General features: G+C 67.8%; 12 protein-coding genes and 1 riboswitch. Of the genes, 7 read left to right on the top strand and 5 right to left on the bottom strand.

Going from position 1 to position 13,791, the window contains the following annotated elements; genetic code table 11:
* The 3 genes from ACSMXV_RS27640 to ACSMXV_RS27630 form a co-directional block, all read right to left on the bottom strand.
* Positions 1 to 879 (bottom strand): carbohydrate ABC transporter permease, encoded by an 879-nt coding sequence (locus ACSMXV_RS27640; protein ID WP_473173915.1) that lies wholly within the window; start codon positions 877 to 879, stop codon positions 1 to 3.
* Entirely contained in the window at positions 876 to 1,916 is a 1,041-nt protein-coding gene (locus ACSMXV_RS27635; protein WP_473173914.1) for a carbohydrate ABC transporter permease, read from the bottom strand. Before ACSMXV_RS27635 ends, ACSMXV_RS27640 begins: the two co-directional genes overlap by 4 nt.
* 125 nt (positions 1,917 to 2,041) lie before the next feature.
* The gene (locus ACSMXV_RS27630; RefSeq protein WP_473173913.1) at positions 2,042 to 3,343 is read right to left on the bottom strand and encodes a sugar ABC transporter substrate-binding protein; all 1,302 of its coding nucleotides are present in this window, start codon (positions 3,341 to 3,343) and stop codon (positions 2,042 to 2,044) included.
* Between the two features lie 325 nt (positions 3,344 to 3,668).
* Here ACSMXV_RS27630 and ACSMXV_RS27625 point away from each other — a divergent pair, with 325 nt between their 5' ends.
* The 5 genes from ACSMXV_RS27625 to mctP all read left to right on the top strand — a co-directional run bounded on the left by ACSMXV_RS27625 (position 3,669) and on the right by mctP (position 9,010).
* Positions 3,669 to 4,457 carry a GntR family transcriptional regulator gene (locus ACSMXV_RS27625; RefSeq protein WP_473179086.1) on the top strand — a complete coding sequence of 263 codons (789 nt, stop codon included), beginning with the start codon at positions 3,669 to 3,671 and terminating at the stop codon, positions 4,455 to 4,457.
* Positions 4,458 to 4,592: 135 nt separating this feature from the next.
* On the top strand, positions 4,593 to 6,764 hold the full coding sequence (locus ACSMXV_RS27620; RefSeq protein WP_473173912.1) for a carbon starvation CstA family protein: 2,172 nt from the start codon (positions 4,593 to 4,595) through the stop codon (positions 6,762 to 6,764).
* Between the two features lie 26 nt (positions 6,765 to 6,790).
* Entirely contained in the window at positions 6,791 to 6,958 is a 168-nt protein-coding gene (locus ACSMXV_RS27615) for a YbdD/YjiX family protein (RefSeq protein ID WP_473179085.1), read from the top strand.
* 160 nt (positions 6,959 to 7,118) lie between these two features.
* Positions 7,119 to 7,385, top strand: coding sequence for a DUF3311 domain-containing protein (locus tag ACSMXV_RS27610; protein ID WP_181655408.1), 267 nt, complete (start codon positions 7,119 to 7,121; stop codon positions 7,383 to 7,385).
* Positions 7,382 to 9,010 (top strand): monocarboxylate uptake permease MctP, encoded by a 1,629-nt coding sequence (gene mctP / locus ACSMXV_RS27605; RefSeq protein WP_473173911.1) that lies wholly within the window; start codon positions 7,382 to 7,384, stop codon positions 9,008 to 9,010. Before ACSMXV_RS27610 ends, mctP begins: the two co-directional genes overlap by 4 nt.
* A gap of 73 nt (positions 9,011 to 9,083) precedes the next feature.
* Here the strand turns inward: mctP and ACSMXV_RS27600 are convergent, their stop codons facing one another.
* Positions 9,084 to 9,689: a Uma2 family endonuclease gene (locus ACSMXV_RS27600; protein WP_473173910.1), complete on the bottom strand. Its 606-nt coding sequence runs from the start codon at positions 9,687 to 9,689 to the stop codon at positions 9,084 to 9,086.
* A 114-nt stretch (positions 9,690 to 9,803) separates the two neighbouring features.
* A riboswitch (cobalamin riboswitch) is annotated at positions 9,804 to 9,926 on the top strand.
* A gap of 133 nt (positions 9,927 to 10,059) precedes the next feature.
* On the opposite strand from ACSMXV_RS27600, the gene ACSMXV_RS27595 reads away from it, so the two are divergent.
* A complete protein-coding gene (locus ACSMXV_RS27595) occupies positions 10,060 to 12,441 on the top strand; it encodes a ribonucleoside-diphosphate reductase subunit alpha (protein WP_473173909.1) in 2,382 nt (793 codons plus the stop codon).
* Entirely contained in the window at positions 12,441 to 13,454 is a 1,014-nt protein-coding gene (locus ACSMXV_RS27590; RefSeq protein ID WP_473173908.1) for a ribonucleotide-diphosphate reductase subunit beta, read from the top strand. Before ACSMXV_RS27595 ends, ACSMXV_RS27590 begins: the two co-directional genes overlap by 1 nt.
* 59 nt (positions 13,455 to 13,513) lie before the next feature.
* Here the strand turns inward: ACSMXV_RS27590 and ACSMXV_RS27585 are convergent, their stop codons facing one another.
* Complete coding sequence (locus ACSMXV_RS27585) at positions 13,514 to 13,711, bottom strand: hypothetical protein (protein ID WP_473173907.1); 198 nt, start codon at positions 13,709 to 13,711, stop codon at positions 13,514 to 13,516.
* Positions 13,712 to 13,791: the final 80 nt, after the last annotated feature.

The following is a 13,791-nucleotide window of genomic DNA, read 5'->3' as shown; positions in this document are numbered from 1 at the left end:
TTATCCCTTTACTGCGCCGGAGGTCAGGCCCGCGGCCATCTTCTTCTGGACGATCATGAAGAAGACGACGACCGGGATGGCGATGAGCGTGGAGGCGGCCATCAGCGCGCCGTAGTCGGTGCCGCGCGAGGTGGTGAAGTTCATCAGCCACACGTTCAGCGTGTACTTGTCGTTGTCCTGGAGCACGACGTACGCCAGCAGGTACTCGTTCCACGCATTGATGAGCGCGAAGATCGAGGCGGCCGCGAGACCGGGGGCGAGCAGCGGGAAGATCACGCGCCAGAAGGCGCGCATCCGGCTGCAGCCGTCCACCATCGCGGACTCCTCCAGCTCCTTGGGGATGTTGATCACGAAGCCGCGGATCATCCAGGTGGCGAAGGGCAGCGTGGAGACCAGGTAGACGATGATGACGCCCCAGTACTCGTTGAGCGCGCCCAGCTCGTTGAGCTGGAGGTAGAGGGGGATGAGGAGCGCGGTGGGCGGCAGCAGCTGCACCACGAGCAGCACGATCATGAAGGCCTTGCGTCCCGCGAACTGGAAGCGGCCGATCGCGAAGGCGGCGATCGTCGACATGACCATCGCGCCGACCACCGCGGTGACACAGATGATCAGGCTCGACTGGATCGCCGTGCCGAAGTTCGGCATGTCGACCGCGCGCCGGAAGTTGTCGAACGTGATCGAGCTGGGCCAGAGCGTCTGGTCGTAGCTGCGGATCTCGTGGTTGGGCCGCAGGGCGCTGATCACCAGCCAGTAGACCGGGAAGGCCATCACCACGAAGGCGACCAGGCCGACGAGGTTGTAGGCGTGCCGGCTCTTCTTCTTGCGGTCTGGGCGGTACGCGGGGCTCTGGCCCGGACGCGTGGGGGCGGTGGCGCTCACTCGACCTCTCCGATCTTGAGGAGCTGGCGCAGGTAGTACACGGCGATGCCGGACAGCAGCAGGACCGTGATCAGCGAGATGGCGGCGCCCTGGCTGAAGGAGTTGGACTCGAAGGCCTTCTCGTACGAGTAGAGGCCGAGCAGGTTGTACTCCGGCTCCGGCTTGTTGCCGCGCATCAGGAAGACCTGGCCGAACACGTTGAAGTCCCAGATCACCGAGAGCGTGGCGACCATCTGGAAGACGGGCTTGATGACCGGCCAGGTGACGTAGCGGAAGACGCCGGTGGCACCGGCCCCGTCGAGGGCCGCCGCCTCCTCCAGTTCCCTGGGGACCTGGGTGAGCGCGGCGTACAGCGTGATGGCAACGAACGGGATCGCTCCCCAGACGACGACCGCGCCGATCATCAGGAAGCCCTGCTTGGGGTCGAGCCACCAGTTGTGGCCGCGGAAGTCGAGGCCCAGGTACTTGGTCAGCACCATGTTGACCACGCCGTAGTCGGAGTCCGCGAACCAGCGGAAGATCGAGGTGGCCACGAGGAGCGGCAGGGACCAGGCCGCGACGAGGGCGCCGGTGAGAGCGAGCCTGACCCAGTTCGTCATGCGCTGCATGGCCTGGGCGAGGAAGAGCCCGATCCCCATGGTGGCCACGACGCAGGCCACCATGAACAGCAGGGTGCGCCAGACGACGTCCCAGAACTCCCCGTCTCCGAGGATGTTGGTGAACTGCTCGAAGCCCACCCAGGGTGCGGGCTCCCCGGTCCACAGTTCGCGTCGGCCGACGTCCTGGAAGGACATGATCACGGTCTTGATCAGTGGCCAGACGAACACGGCGGCGATCGCGACGAAGGCGGGAGCTATCAGCAGGTAGGGAAGGAGGGCCCCGGCCTTCCTCTTCCTCCGTGGACCGGCTCCCGCAGGACTCGGCGTCGCGGTGTCAGGGCCGGATGTCCCGTGCGCAGGGCCGGGCGCCGGCTGTTCCTCGGGCTGCCGAAGGCCCGGAACCGGGGGCTCGGCTGCTTTCATGTCGGCGGCACTCACTGTGCTGGCCTTCCGTTCGAACCGATAACCGGAGTGCGGGGGGCGGCGGGATCCGTGGTGGATCCGCCGCCCCCGACAGGGCGATCAGGAGGTCACGAGGCCGGGGAGGAGGCCTCGCCCAGAGGTCAGGAGCCCTCGTTGATCAGCTCGTCGATCTCCGCGTCCGCTGCCTTGGTGGCGTCCTCGACCGACGTGCCCTTGAGGATGTCGAGCAGCATCAGCTCGAGCGTCTCCTTCTTCTCGACCGCGGCCCAGCCCGGCGCGATGGGCGTGAACCAGGCGTCCGGCACGGCGTTGGCGATCGGCGCCGTCTCCGGCTTGGACTTCAGCGGCTCCAGCTGCTTGGTGTTGTTCGGCAGGATGTTCTTGGCCGCGAGGGCCGCCTCCGACTTCTCGTTGGTGAAGAGGGAGATCCATTCCTCCGCCAGGTCCTGGTTCTTGGACTTGGAGATGGTGGCCAGGTCGGAGCCGCCGATGAAGGACGGAAGCGCCTTGCCGTTCGGGCCGGGCATGCCCGCGGTGGCGATCTTGTCCTTCAGCTTGGGATTGCCGTTCGCGTTGCCGTCGATGACGCTGCCGGCCTCCCAGCCGTTGCCGTAGAGCAGCGCCGCCTTCTCGTTGGCCATGACGTTGGCGTGGTCCTGCTCGTCCTTCGTCTGGTCACCGTGGTTGTACTTCTTGACCAGGTCGATGAAGTGCTGGATGCCCTGCTGGGCCTCCGGCGAGGAGAGCGTGGCCTTCCACTTCTGGGAGGACTCGTCGTACTCGGCGATCTTGCCGCCGTACGAGGCGACGTACGACATGGCGGCGTACCAGTAACGGCCCGGCAGGTAGAGGGGGGAGAACGCCTTGTCCTTCTTGCCGTACTTCGACTGGACCTTGTCGAGCGCCTTGGTCAGGTCGGTCTCGGTCTCGGGGAGGGTGTCCTTGCCGGTCGCGGCCTTGAACATGTCCTTGTTGTAGATGGCCACGCGCGCACCGGCGTAGTACGGCACGCAGTAGAGCTTGCCCTCGTAGGAACAGGTGTCCTTGAGGCCGCCGATCCAGGTGTCGGAGTTGTCGTACTTCTCGGGGTCGATCTCGCCGAGAGCGCCGTTGAGGATGTACGTCATGGTCTCGGTGTTGCCGAGCTCGACCACGTCCGGGAACTTGTCGCCGGCCAGGGCCGCGTCGAGCTTCTTGGTCTTGTCCGCCCACTGCTGGTACTGGACGTTGACCTTGACGCCCGGGTACTTCTTGTTGAACGCGGTGTTGGCCTGCTTGACCAGCTCGGGCCAGGTGCTCTGGGCGTCCGTCATGAGCCAGACGGCCAGCTCTCCCTTGCGGTCCTTCGGGTCCTCAGCGGTGTCGCTGCCGGAACCGCCACAGGCCGCGACCGAGGCCATCATCGTCGCTGCGCCAACCGCAGCTATGAGCTTGCGCTTCACGCCACCCTCCTCAGGGCTGCAAGAGTCTCCCCCCATCACCGCCCGGGACTGCGCCGTACAAGAAAGGGCCGTACGAGAAAGGTGCGCAGGAACGACTGCCCGTGGGGCTGGGACTGGTCTTTAATGGTGTAGACCAGTAGGTGGAGCTTGGCCTAGACCTTTTAGAGGTGTCAAGGGTGTATAAGGAGGGCTCTCGGCTCCGTTATCGGACCGACACCTGAGGGAGCGCGGCTGCTACGGGCCAGGCCGTGCCACGATTGAGCCGCAACAGACGGAGGCGCCGGTGACGGCGACAAGGGCAGCACAGGAGCCGGGAAGGCGGACGATGGGCAGCCAGGCGGGCAGTACGGGGACCGAGGTGGGCACGTCCGCGTCGGCGGAGACGGCGAACGCGGGCAGGACCGCGCGCGTGCCGAAGTACTACCGCCTCAAGAAGCACTTGCTCGACATGACCGAGACGATGCCGCCCGGCACCCCGGTACCGCCCGAGCGCACCCTCGCCACCGAGTTCGACACCTCGCGCACGACCGTCCGCCAGGCCCTCCAGGAGCTGGTCGTCGAGGGACGGCTCGAACGCATCCAGGGCAAGGGCACGTTCGTCGCCAAGCCGAAGGTCTCACAGGCCCTCCAACTCACCTCGTACACCGAGGACATGCGGGCCCAGGGCCTCGAACCCACCTCGCAGCTCCTCGACATCGGCTACATCACCGCCGATGACACCCTCGCCGGGCTGCTCGACATAAGCCCGGGCGGGCGGGTGCTGCGCATCGAGCGGCTGCGGCTGGCGAGCGGCGAGCCGATGGCGATCGAGACGACCCATCTGTCCGCCAAGCGCTTCCCTGCCCTCAGGCGGAGCCTCGTCAAGTACACCTCGCTCTACACGGCGCTCGCCGAGGTGTACGACGTGCGTCTCGCGGAGGCCGAGGAGACCATCGAGACCTCGCTGGCGACCCCGCGCGAGGCCGGCCTGCTCGGCACGGACGTGGGGCTGCCGATGCTGATGCTGTCGCGCCACTCCCTGGACGGCGAGGGCAAGCCGGTGGAGTGGGTGCGGTCGGTGTACCGGGGGGACCGGTACAAGTTCGTCGCGCGACTCAAGCGGCCCGTCGAGTAAAGGGGCGCGCCCCGCGGAGCAAGCGAGCACGTCTCGGGCCCGCGGAGTAAGCGAGCACGCCCCGCGGTGTAGCGCAGCTCACATTCCTGCTCTACGGTCCTCCCCGTTGTGTCGTATGGACGGGAGGACGACCCGGTGCGTACCGCAGCCCCTTCAACGAGTCCCCGCACAAGCCCACGAACCATCATCATCTGGACCCTCGTGGCGCTGGTGGGCGCCTCGGGCTGGACCGTGCTCGCGCTCTCCCGGGGCGAGGAGGTGTCGGCCGCCTGGATGGTGGCCGCGGCCCTCGGCTCGTACGCCATCGCGTACCGCTTCTACTCGAAGTTCATCGCGAACCGCGTGCTCAAGGTCGACAAGACCCGCGCCACCCCGGCCGAACGGCTGGACAACGGCATCGACTTCCATCCGACCGACCGCCGTGTGCTGCTCGGCCACCACTTCGCGGCGATCGCCGGCGCCGGACCGCTCGTCGGTCCCGTACTGGCCGCGCAGATGGGTTATCTGCCCGGCACCATCTGGATCATCGTCGGGGTGATCTTCGCGGGTGCCGTGCAGGACATGGTGGTGCTGTTCTTCTCGACGCGGCGGGACGGGCGCTCGCTCGGGCAGATGGCGCGCGAGGAGATCGGACCGTTCGGCGGCGCGGCGGCGCTGCTCGCCGCCTTCGCCATCATGATCATCCTGCTCGGGGTACTGGCGCTGGTCGTCGTCAACGCCCTCGCCCAGTCCCCGTGGGGCACCTTCTCCATCGCGATGACGATTCCGATCGCGCTGCTGATGGGCTTCTATCTGCGCGTGATCCGGCCTGGGCGGGTCACCGAGGTCTCGCTGATCGGTGTGGCGCTGCTGCTGTTCGCGATCGTCGCGGGCCGCTGGGTCGCCGAGTCCTCGCTCGCCGACACCTTCACGCTCGAGCCGTCGACACTGGTGATCTGGATGGTGGCGTACGGCTTCGTCGCCTCGGTCCTGCCCGTGTGGATGCTGCTCGCGCCCCGCGACTACCTCTCCACCTTCATGAAGATCGGCACGATCGGGCTGCTCGCGCTGGGTGTCGTCATCGCGCTGCCGACGCTCAAGATGGACGCGGTCACGGACTTCGCGTCGCGCGGCGACGGTCCGGTGTTCGCGGGCTCCCTGTTCCCGTTCGTCTTCATCACCATCGCGTGCGGGGCGCTGTCCGGTTTCCACGCCCTCATCTCGTCCGGTACGACGCCGAAGATGATCCAGAAGGAGACGCAGGTCCGGATGATCGGCTACGGCTCCATGCTGATGGAGTCGTCCGTGGCGGTCATGGCGCTGATCGCGGCGAGCATCATCGACCCGGGCCTGTACTTCGCGATGAACGCCCCGGCGGGCGTCATCGGGGACAGCGTGCAGTCCGCGTCGCAGGCGGTCGCGAACTTCGGCTACTCCATCTCCCCGAAGGAGCTGGCGGACGCCGCGAAGAACGTCGAGGAGGCGACGCTGCTGTCGCGGACCGGCGGTGCGCCGACGCTCGCCGTCGGTGTCTCCGAGATCTTCTCGCAGGTGACCGGGGGCGGCCTGCGGGCCTTCTGGTATCACTTCGCGATCATGTTTGAGGCGCTGTTCATCCTGACCGCGCTGGACGCGGGCACGCGCGTGGGCCGCTTCATGCTGCAGGACATGCTGGGCAACGTCTACAAGCCCTTCAGGAACGTCAGTTGGAAGCCGGGGCTCCTGCTGACCAGTGCCGCCGTGGTGGGGCTGTGGGGCTACTTCCTCTGGGTCGGCGTGCACGAGCCGCTCGGCGGGATCAACCAGCTGTTCCCGATCTTCGGCATCGCCAACCAGCTGCTCGCGGCCGTGGCGCTCGCCGTCTGCACGACCCTGCTGGTCAAGTCCGGGCGCCTCAAGTGGGCCTGGATCACCGGGATTCCGCTGGCCTGGGACGCGACGGTCACGCTGACCGCGAGCTGGCAGAAGGTGTTCTCCAGCGACCCGCGCGTGGGCTTCTTCCAGCAGCGCGCGAACTACCAGGACGGCATCGACGCGGGCAAGGTCCTGCCGCCCGCCAAGAACATGGACGACATGCACACCATCGTCACCAACTCCACAGTGGACGGCGTCCTGTCGGCGGTCCTGGCAGTCCTCATCGTCGTCGTGATCGTGGACGCGGCCCGGATCTGCATCAGGCACCTGCGTAACCCGGAGGCGAGCCGGCTGAGCGAGACGCCGTACGTCGAGTCGAAGCTGGTCGCCCCGGCCGGGCTGATCCCGACCCAGGAGGAGAAGGCCGAGCTGGCCGCCGCGAGCCGCGACGGGGAGGTGACACAGGCATCGTGACCGTACTGCTGAGAGGGCTGCGCTGGATGCGGTGGTACGTGCGCGAGCTGACCGGTGAGTCCGCGTACCAGCGGTATGTCGCCCACGTCAGAAGGGACCATCCCACCGCATCCGTGCCGTCCCGGCGCGATTTCGAGCGGATGCTAACGGACCGGCAGGAGTCGGACCCCCGGCAGGGGTTCCGCTGCTGCTGACTGCTCGGGAGCCCGGCTCCCTGCTCCGGAGGGCACCTCCGAACACTGACGTCCGCTATCCGGACAGGGGTTCCATAACGCGGAACCGTCCCATAGATTTCCCCCGCATTGACAAGTGATCAGTGATCGTCGGGGTCAGCGAGGGGACGGGAGCCGCCGTATGCCACAAGAACCTGAAGAGAGAGGACCGGTCGTCACACCGGTGAGGGTGGTGATAGCCCTCTGCCTGTTCGCGCCGTTCGTCGCGATGCTCTGGGTGGGCTCCTACGCGAAGATCGAGCCGACCCTCATCGGCGTCCCGTTCTTCTACTGGTACCAGATGGCCTGGGTCGTCATCTCCACCGTGCTGACCATGGTCGCGTACCGGCTGTGGCAGAAGGACCAGGCCGGCCGTAAGGCCTCCCGCGAGGGGGGTGCGTCCCAGTGAACGACGGCGTGAACGGCGTGGCACTCGCCGTCTTCATCCTCTTTTTCGTGGCCGTCACGGTCATGGGCTTCCTGGCCTCGCGCTGGCGCAGGGCCGCGAACGAGAACAGCCTCGACGAATGGGGCCTGGGCGGCCGGTCGTTCGGCACCTGGGTCACCTGGTTCCTGCTCGGCGGCGACCTCTACACGGCGTACACCTTCGTGGCGGTCCCGGCGGCGATCTACGCGGCGGGCGCGGCCGGCTTCTTCGCGGTGCCGTACACGATCCTCATCTACCCGCTGATGTTCGTCTTCCTGCCGCGTCTGTGGTCGGTTTCGCACAAGCACGGGTACGTCACCACCTCGGACTTCGTCCGCGGACGCTTCGGCTCCAAGGGCCTGTCGCTGGCCGTCGCGGTCACCGGCATCCTCGCCACGATGCCGTACATCGCGCTCCAGCTGGTCGGCATCCAGGCGGTGCTCGACGTGATGGGCGTGGGCGGCGGTGAGAACACGCACTGGTTCATCAAGGACCTGCCGCTGCTGATCGCCTTCGGTGTGCTGGCCGCGTACACCTACTCGTCCGGTCTGCGGGCGCCGGCGCTGATCGCCTTCGTGAAGGACGCGCTGATCTACATCGTCATCGCGGTCGCGATCATCTACATCCCGATCAAGCTGGGCGGCTTCGACGACATCTTCGCCAAGGCGGGCGACGCCTTCGCGCAGATCAACCCGGCGACCGAGAAGCCGCGCGGCGCGCTGGCCCCGGCCGATCCCTCGCAGTGGACCTACGCCACGCTGGCGCTGGGCTCGGCGCTCGCCCTGTTCATGTACCCGCACTCGGTGACGGCCGTGCTGTCCAGCCGCAGCCGTGACGTCATCCGCCGCAACTCCACGATCCTGCCGCTGTACTCGCTGATGCTGGGCTTCCTCGGCCTGCTCGGCTTCATGGCCATCGCAGCCGGGATCAAGGTGCAGAACGGTCAGCTGGCGATCCCGCAGCTCTTCGAGGACATGTTCCCCGACTGGTTCACGGGCGTCGCCTTCGCCGCCATCGGCATCGGCGCGCTCGTCCCGGCCGCGATCATGTCGATCGCCGCGGCCAACCTCTTCACCCGGAACATCTACAAGGACTTCCTGAAGCCCGACGCCACGCCCGAACAGGAGACCAAGGTCTCCAAGATGGTGTCGCTGCTGGTCAAGGTGGGCGCGCTGGTCTTCGTCCTCGGCATGGACAAGACGGTCGCGATCAACTTCCAGCTCCTGGGCGGCATCTGGATCCTGCAGACCTTCCCTGCCCTGGTGTTCGGCCTGTTCACGCGCTGGTTCCACCGCTGGGCTCTGCTCGCGGGCTGGGCGGTCGGCATGGTGTACGGGACGGTGGCCGCGTACGGCGTGGCGTCCCCGACCCAGAAGCACTTCGGCGGTTCGTCCGCGGAGATCCCCGGCATCGGCGAGATCGGGTACATCGGCCTGACGGCCTTCGTGCTGAACCTGGTGGTGACGGTGGTCCTCACCTTCGTCCTGCGCGCGGTGAAGGCGCCGGACGGTGTCGACGAGACGTCGCCGGAGGACTACACGGCGGACGCGGGCGACCCGGGCGTCCAGACGGAGCTGCCGCCGGCGACGGCGGGGGCGACGCACTGAGTCCTAGCGCTTAACGGGTGCATGATGCGGGCCGCCACTCCCTTGCCGGGGAGCGGCGGCCCGTAGCCGTGGGTCAGCGCACCCAGTCCTTGAGCTGTTCGGTCTCCAGGACGATGTTGTCCAGCGGCGCAGGCAGAGTGACGGTCTTGCCGAACGGCACCGTGTGGGCGTTCTCGTACCGGACGCCGTCCGGCTCGCTGAAGACCGTGACCTCGCAACTGTCCCGGTCGATCAGGAGGTAGACGGGGATGCGGGTCTGGGCGTAGGCGCGCGGCTTCTCCACCCGGTCGCGCTGGTCGGTGTCCGCGTCGTACGAGGTGACCTCGACGGCCATCAGCACGGGGGAGGGATCGGCCCACTCGCCCTGGCCGACGAAGGCGTCACTGGGCGCGAGCGAGGCGTCCGGGCGAGCGCGGCCAAGCCGGTACTCCTGCACCTTCAGCCCCTGCTCGGGATGGAGCCACAAGTCAGGCCGGTGCTGCATGCAGATGCGCGACAGCCACTGAATGATCCGTCCGTGGTCCCCGTCGGGCACAGCCCTGCTCCTGACCCTGCCGTCGATGAGTTCGATGCGCATCCGCTGGGACTTGGCGGCGAGTATGCGCGTGCCCTCGTCGAATTCATCGGGGTGGATGTGGAACTTGTCAGTGATCTCAAGGTGCTCGGCCGACAGTGTCATGGGGACCTCCTTCCTGACGTCCTTCGACGATAGCGGAGCGCACCGACAGCCGCTGCCTGTTCACACGCGACTCACTACATGTGGGGGTACACCCGATGGTCCACCCCCACATGTATGCTCATGCTCGCTGTCGCCGCAGGGGAATTCGGTGCGAGTCCGGAACTGTCCCGCAACGGTGTACTGGTGCGCTTTCGCGTACCCGTGAGTCCGAGGACCTGCCGACGGTGCGCCCGGTCCGTCCGTTCCGGGTGCCCATGACGTCCGGGCCTCGCGGTACAGGCCGGTGGACGCGCCGCGCGCCGCCCTGCGTGCGTGCCCGTGCGCCCGCTGCCCTCCGCCAGGCCCCGAGCCGAGCGAGGGAGAGCTCCACGTGACCATCGCGCCAGCCGATCCGGTTTCAGTCCGCCAGGCAGAGGCCGAGCCCGAGTCGGGAGGTCCCGGTGCCGCACTGCTGCGCACCCTGACCGACCTCACCGCCGATCTCCCCGACGCCGACCCCGGCCGGGTCGCCGCCGCCGCGCTGCGCGGCCGGTCCGCCGCCGCGGACGAGACCGAGCTGCGCGAACTGGCCACCGAGGCCGCCGCCGGGCTGATCTCGGAGGACCCGGCGTACTCGAAGTTGGCGGCGCGGCTGCTGACGATCAGCATCGTCGAGGAGGCCGCCTCACAGGGCGTCAGGTCCTTCTCCGAGTCGGTCGCGGTCGGGCGTCACGAGGGCCTGATCGCCGACCGCACGGCCGAGTTCGTGCGCCTGCACGCAGCTCGGCTGGACGCGCTGGTGGACGCCTCGATCACCGAGGGCGCCGACGACCGCTTCGGCTACTTCGGGCTGCGTACGCTGCACAGCCGCTATCTGCTGCGGCACCCGATCACCCGGCGCGTCATCGAGACGCCACAGCACTTCATGCTGCGGGTCGCCGCCGGACTCGCCGAGGACGACACTCCCCGGTCCGTCGAGGAAGTCGGCTCCCTGTACGCCCTGATGAGCCGCCTCGACTACCTGCCCTCGTCCCCCACGCTCTTCAACTCCGGTACGCGGCACCCGCAGATGTCCTCCTGCTATCTGCTGGACTCGCCGCTGGACGAGCTCGACTCGATCTACGAGCGGTACCAGCAGGTGGCCCGCCTCTCGAAGCACGCGGGCGGCATCGGCCTGTCGTACTCCCGTATCCGCTCCCGCGGTTCGCTGATCCGCGGCACCAACGGCCACTCCAACGGCATCGTGCCGTTCCTCAAGACCCTCGACGCCTCGGTCGCCGCGGTGAACCAGGGCGGCAGGCGCAAGGGCGCGGCCGCGGTCTACCTGGAAACCTGGCACTCCGACATCGAGGAGTTCCTGGAGCTGCGCGACAACACCGGCGAGGACGCCCGGCGCACCCACAACCTCAACCTCGCGCACTGGATCCCGGACGAGTTCATGCGCCGGGTCGACGCCGACGGGCAGTGGTCCCTCTTCTCCCCCGCCGACGTACCCGAGCTGGTCGACCTGTGGGGCGACGAGTTCGACACGGCGTACCGCAAGGCGGAGGCCGCGGGCCTCGCCAGGAAGACCATCCCGGCCCGCGATCTGTACGGCCGCATGATGCGCACCCTCGCGCAGACCGGCAACGGCTGGATGACCTTCAAGGACACCGCCAACCGAACCGCCAACCAGACGGCGGAGCCGGGCCACACGGTCCACTCCTCCAACCTGTGCACCGAGATCCTCGAGGTCACGAACGACGGGGAGACGGCCGTCTGCAACCTGGGATCCGTCAACCTGGGCGCGTTCGTGGTCGACGGCGACATCGACTGGGAGCGGCTGGACGCGACGGTCCGTACGGCCGTGACGTTCCTCGACCGCGTCGTCGACATCAACTACTACCCGACCGAGCAGGCCGGCCGCTCCAACGCCAAGTGGCGTCCGGTGGGCCTGGGCGCGATGGGCCTGCAGGACGTGTTCTTCAAGCTGCGGCTGCCGTTCGACTCGGCCGAGGCGAAGGCGCTGTCCACGCGGATCGCCGAGCGGATCATGCTCGCGGCGTACGAGGCGTCGGCGGACCTCGCCGACCGCAACGGTCCCCTCCCGGCCTGGCAGAAGACCCGAACGGCCCGTGGCGTCCTGCACCCCGACCACTTCGACGTGGAGCTGACCTGGCCGGAGCGGTGGGCGGCCCTGCGGGAGCGCATCGCCGAGACGGGCATGCGCAACTCCCTGCTCCTCGCGATCGCACCCACCGCCACGATCGCCTCGATCGCGGGCGTCTACGAGTGCATCGAGCCGCAGGTCTCGAACCTCTTCAAGCGCGAGACGCTGTCCGGCGAGTTCCTCCAGGTCAACTCGTACCTGGTGAACGACCTGAAGCAGCTCGGCGTATGGGACGCCCGCACCCGCGAGGCCCTGCGCGACTCGGGCGGTTCGGTGCAGGACTTCGCCTGGATCCCCGAGGACGTACGCGCGCTCTACCGCACGGCGTGGGAGATCCCGCAGCGCGGCCTGATCGACATGGCGGCCGCCCGGACCCCGTTCCTGGACCAGTCCCAGTCCCTGAACCTCTTCTTGGAGACGCCGACCATCGGCAAGCTCTCCTCGATGTACGCGTACGCCTGGAAGTCGGGCCTGAAGACGACGTACTACCTGCGCTCACGCCCGGCGACGCGCATCGCCCGCGCGGCCCAGGCGCAGACCCCCGTCCCCGTACAGCAGCCGGCCCCGGAAGACGCCGTCGCCTGCTCCCTTGAGAACCCCGAGTCCTGCGAGGCCTGCCAGTAATGACCACCCGTAATACCAACCTCCTCGACCCGGGCTTCGAACTGACCCTGCGCCCCATGCGCTACCCCGACTTCTACGAGCGTTACCGGGACGCGATCAAGAACACCTGGACCGTGGAGGAGGTCGACCTCCACTCGGACGTCGCGGACCTCGCGAAGCTCACGCCGGGCGAGCAGCACCTGATCGGCCGCCTGGTCGCGTTCTTCGCGACGGGCGACTCGATCGTGGCGAACAACCTGGTGCTGACGCTCTACAAGCACATCAACTCCCCCGAGGCCCGCCTGTACCTCAGCAGGCAGCTCTTCGAGGAGGCCGTCCACGTCCAGTTCTACTTGACGCTCCTCGACACATACCTGCCCGACCCGGAGGACCGCGCGGCCGCCTTCGCCGCGGTCGAGAACATCCCCTCCATCCGCGAGAAGGCCGAGTTCTGCTTCAAATGGATGGACTCGGTGGAGAAGATCGACCGCCTGGAGTCCAAGGCGGACCGCCGCCGCTTCCTGCTGAACCTGATCTGCTTCGCGGCATGCATCGAGGGGCTGTTCTTCTACGGCGCCTTCGCCTACGTGTACTGGTTCCGCAGCCGGGGTCTGCTGCACGGCCTGGCCACCGGCACCAACTGGGTGTTCCGTGACGAGACGATGCACATGAGCTTCGCCTTCGACGTCGTGGACACCGTCCGCAAGGAGGAGCCAGAGCTGTTCGACGACGCGCTCCAGCAGCAGGTCACCGACATGCTGCGGGAGGCCGTCGAGGCCGAGCTGCAGTTCGCGCGCGACCTGTGCGGTGACGGCCTCCCCGGCATGAACACGGAGTCGATGCGGCAGTACCTGGAGTGCGTCGCCGACCAGCGGCTGCAGCGGCTCGGCTTCGCACCGGTGTACGGCTCCGAGAACCCGTTCTCCTTCATGGAGCTGCAGGGCGTCCAGGAGCTCACCAACTTCTTCGAGCGCCGCCCGTCGGCGTACCAGGTGGCGGTGGAGGGCTCGGTCTCGTTCGACGACGACTTCTAGACCGCTTCGGGCCGCATGGCGCCTTTCGGGCCGCATGGCCCTCCAGGCCGCGTGGCCTTTCAGGCCGCGCGCCCGAAGTCGTGCCGGCGGGTCCGCTCCCCACGGGGGAGGAGCGGACCCCCGGCATCGCCGTCTGCGGACTCGGCGGCACGCAGCTGGCGGTCGACGCGGCGTTCGTGGGCGTGGCCGGCGAGTGCCGGTGCGGCGAGGAGGAGGAAGAGGGACAGGACGGTCAGGTAGTCCAGGAATGCGTTCATGTCGCTACTGTCGCGCGCGCCGGGCGAGGGCGTCAGTGGCAGAACTGTCACCAACCCTCGAATTACTGCCACGCCTGCGG

Source organism: Streptomyces sp. DSM 42067 (genome assembly GCF_055792885.1).
The sequence above is the reverse complement of the archived record's forward strand: the minus strand, read 5'-3'. Positions and strand labels throughout refer to the sequence as shown.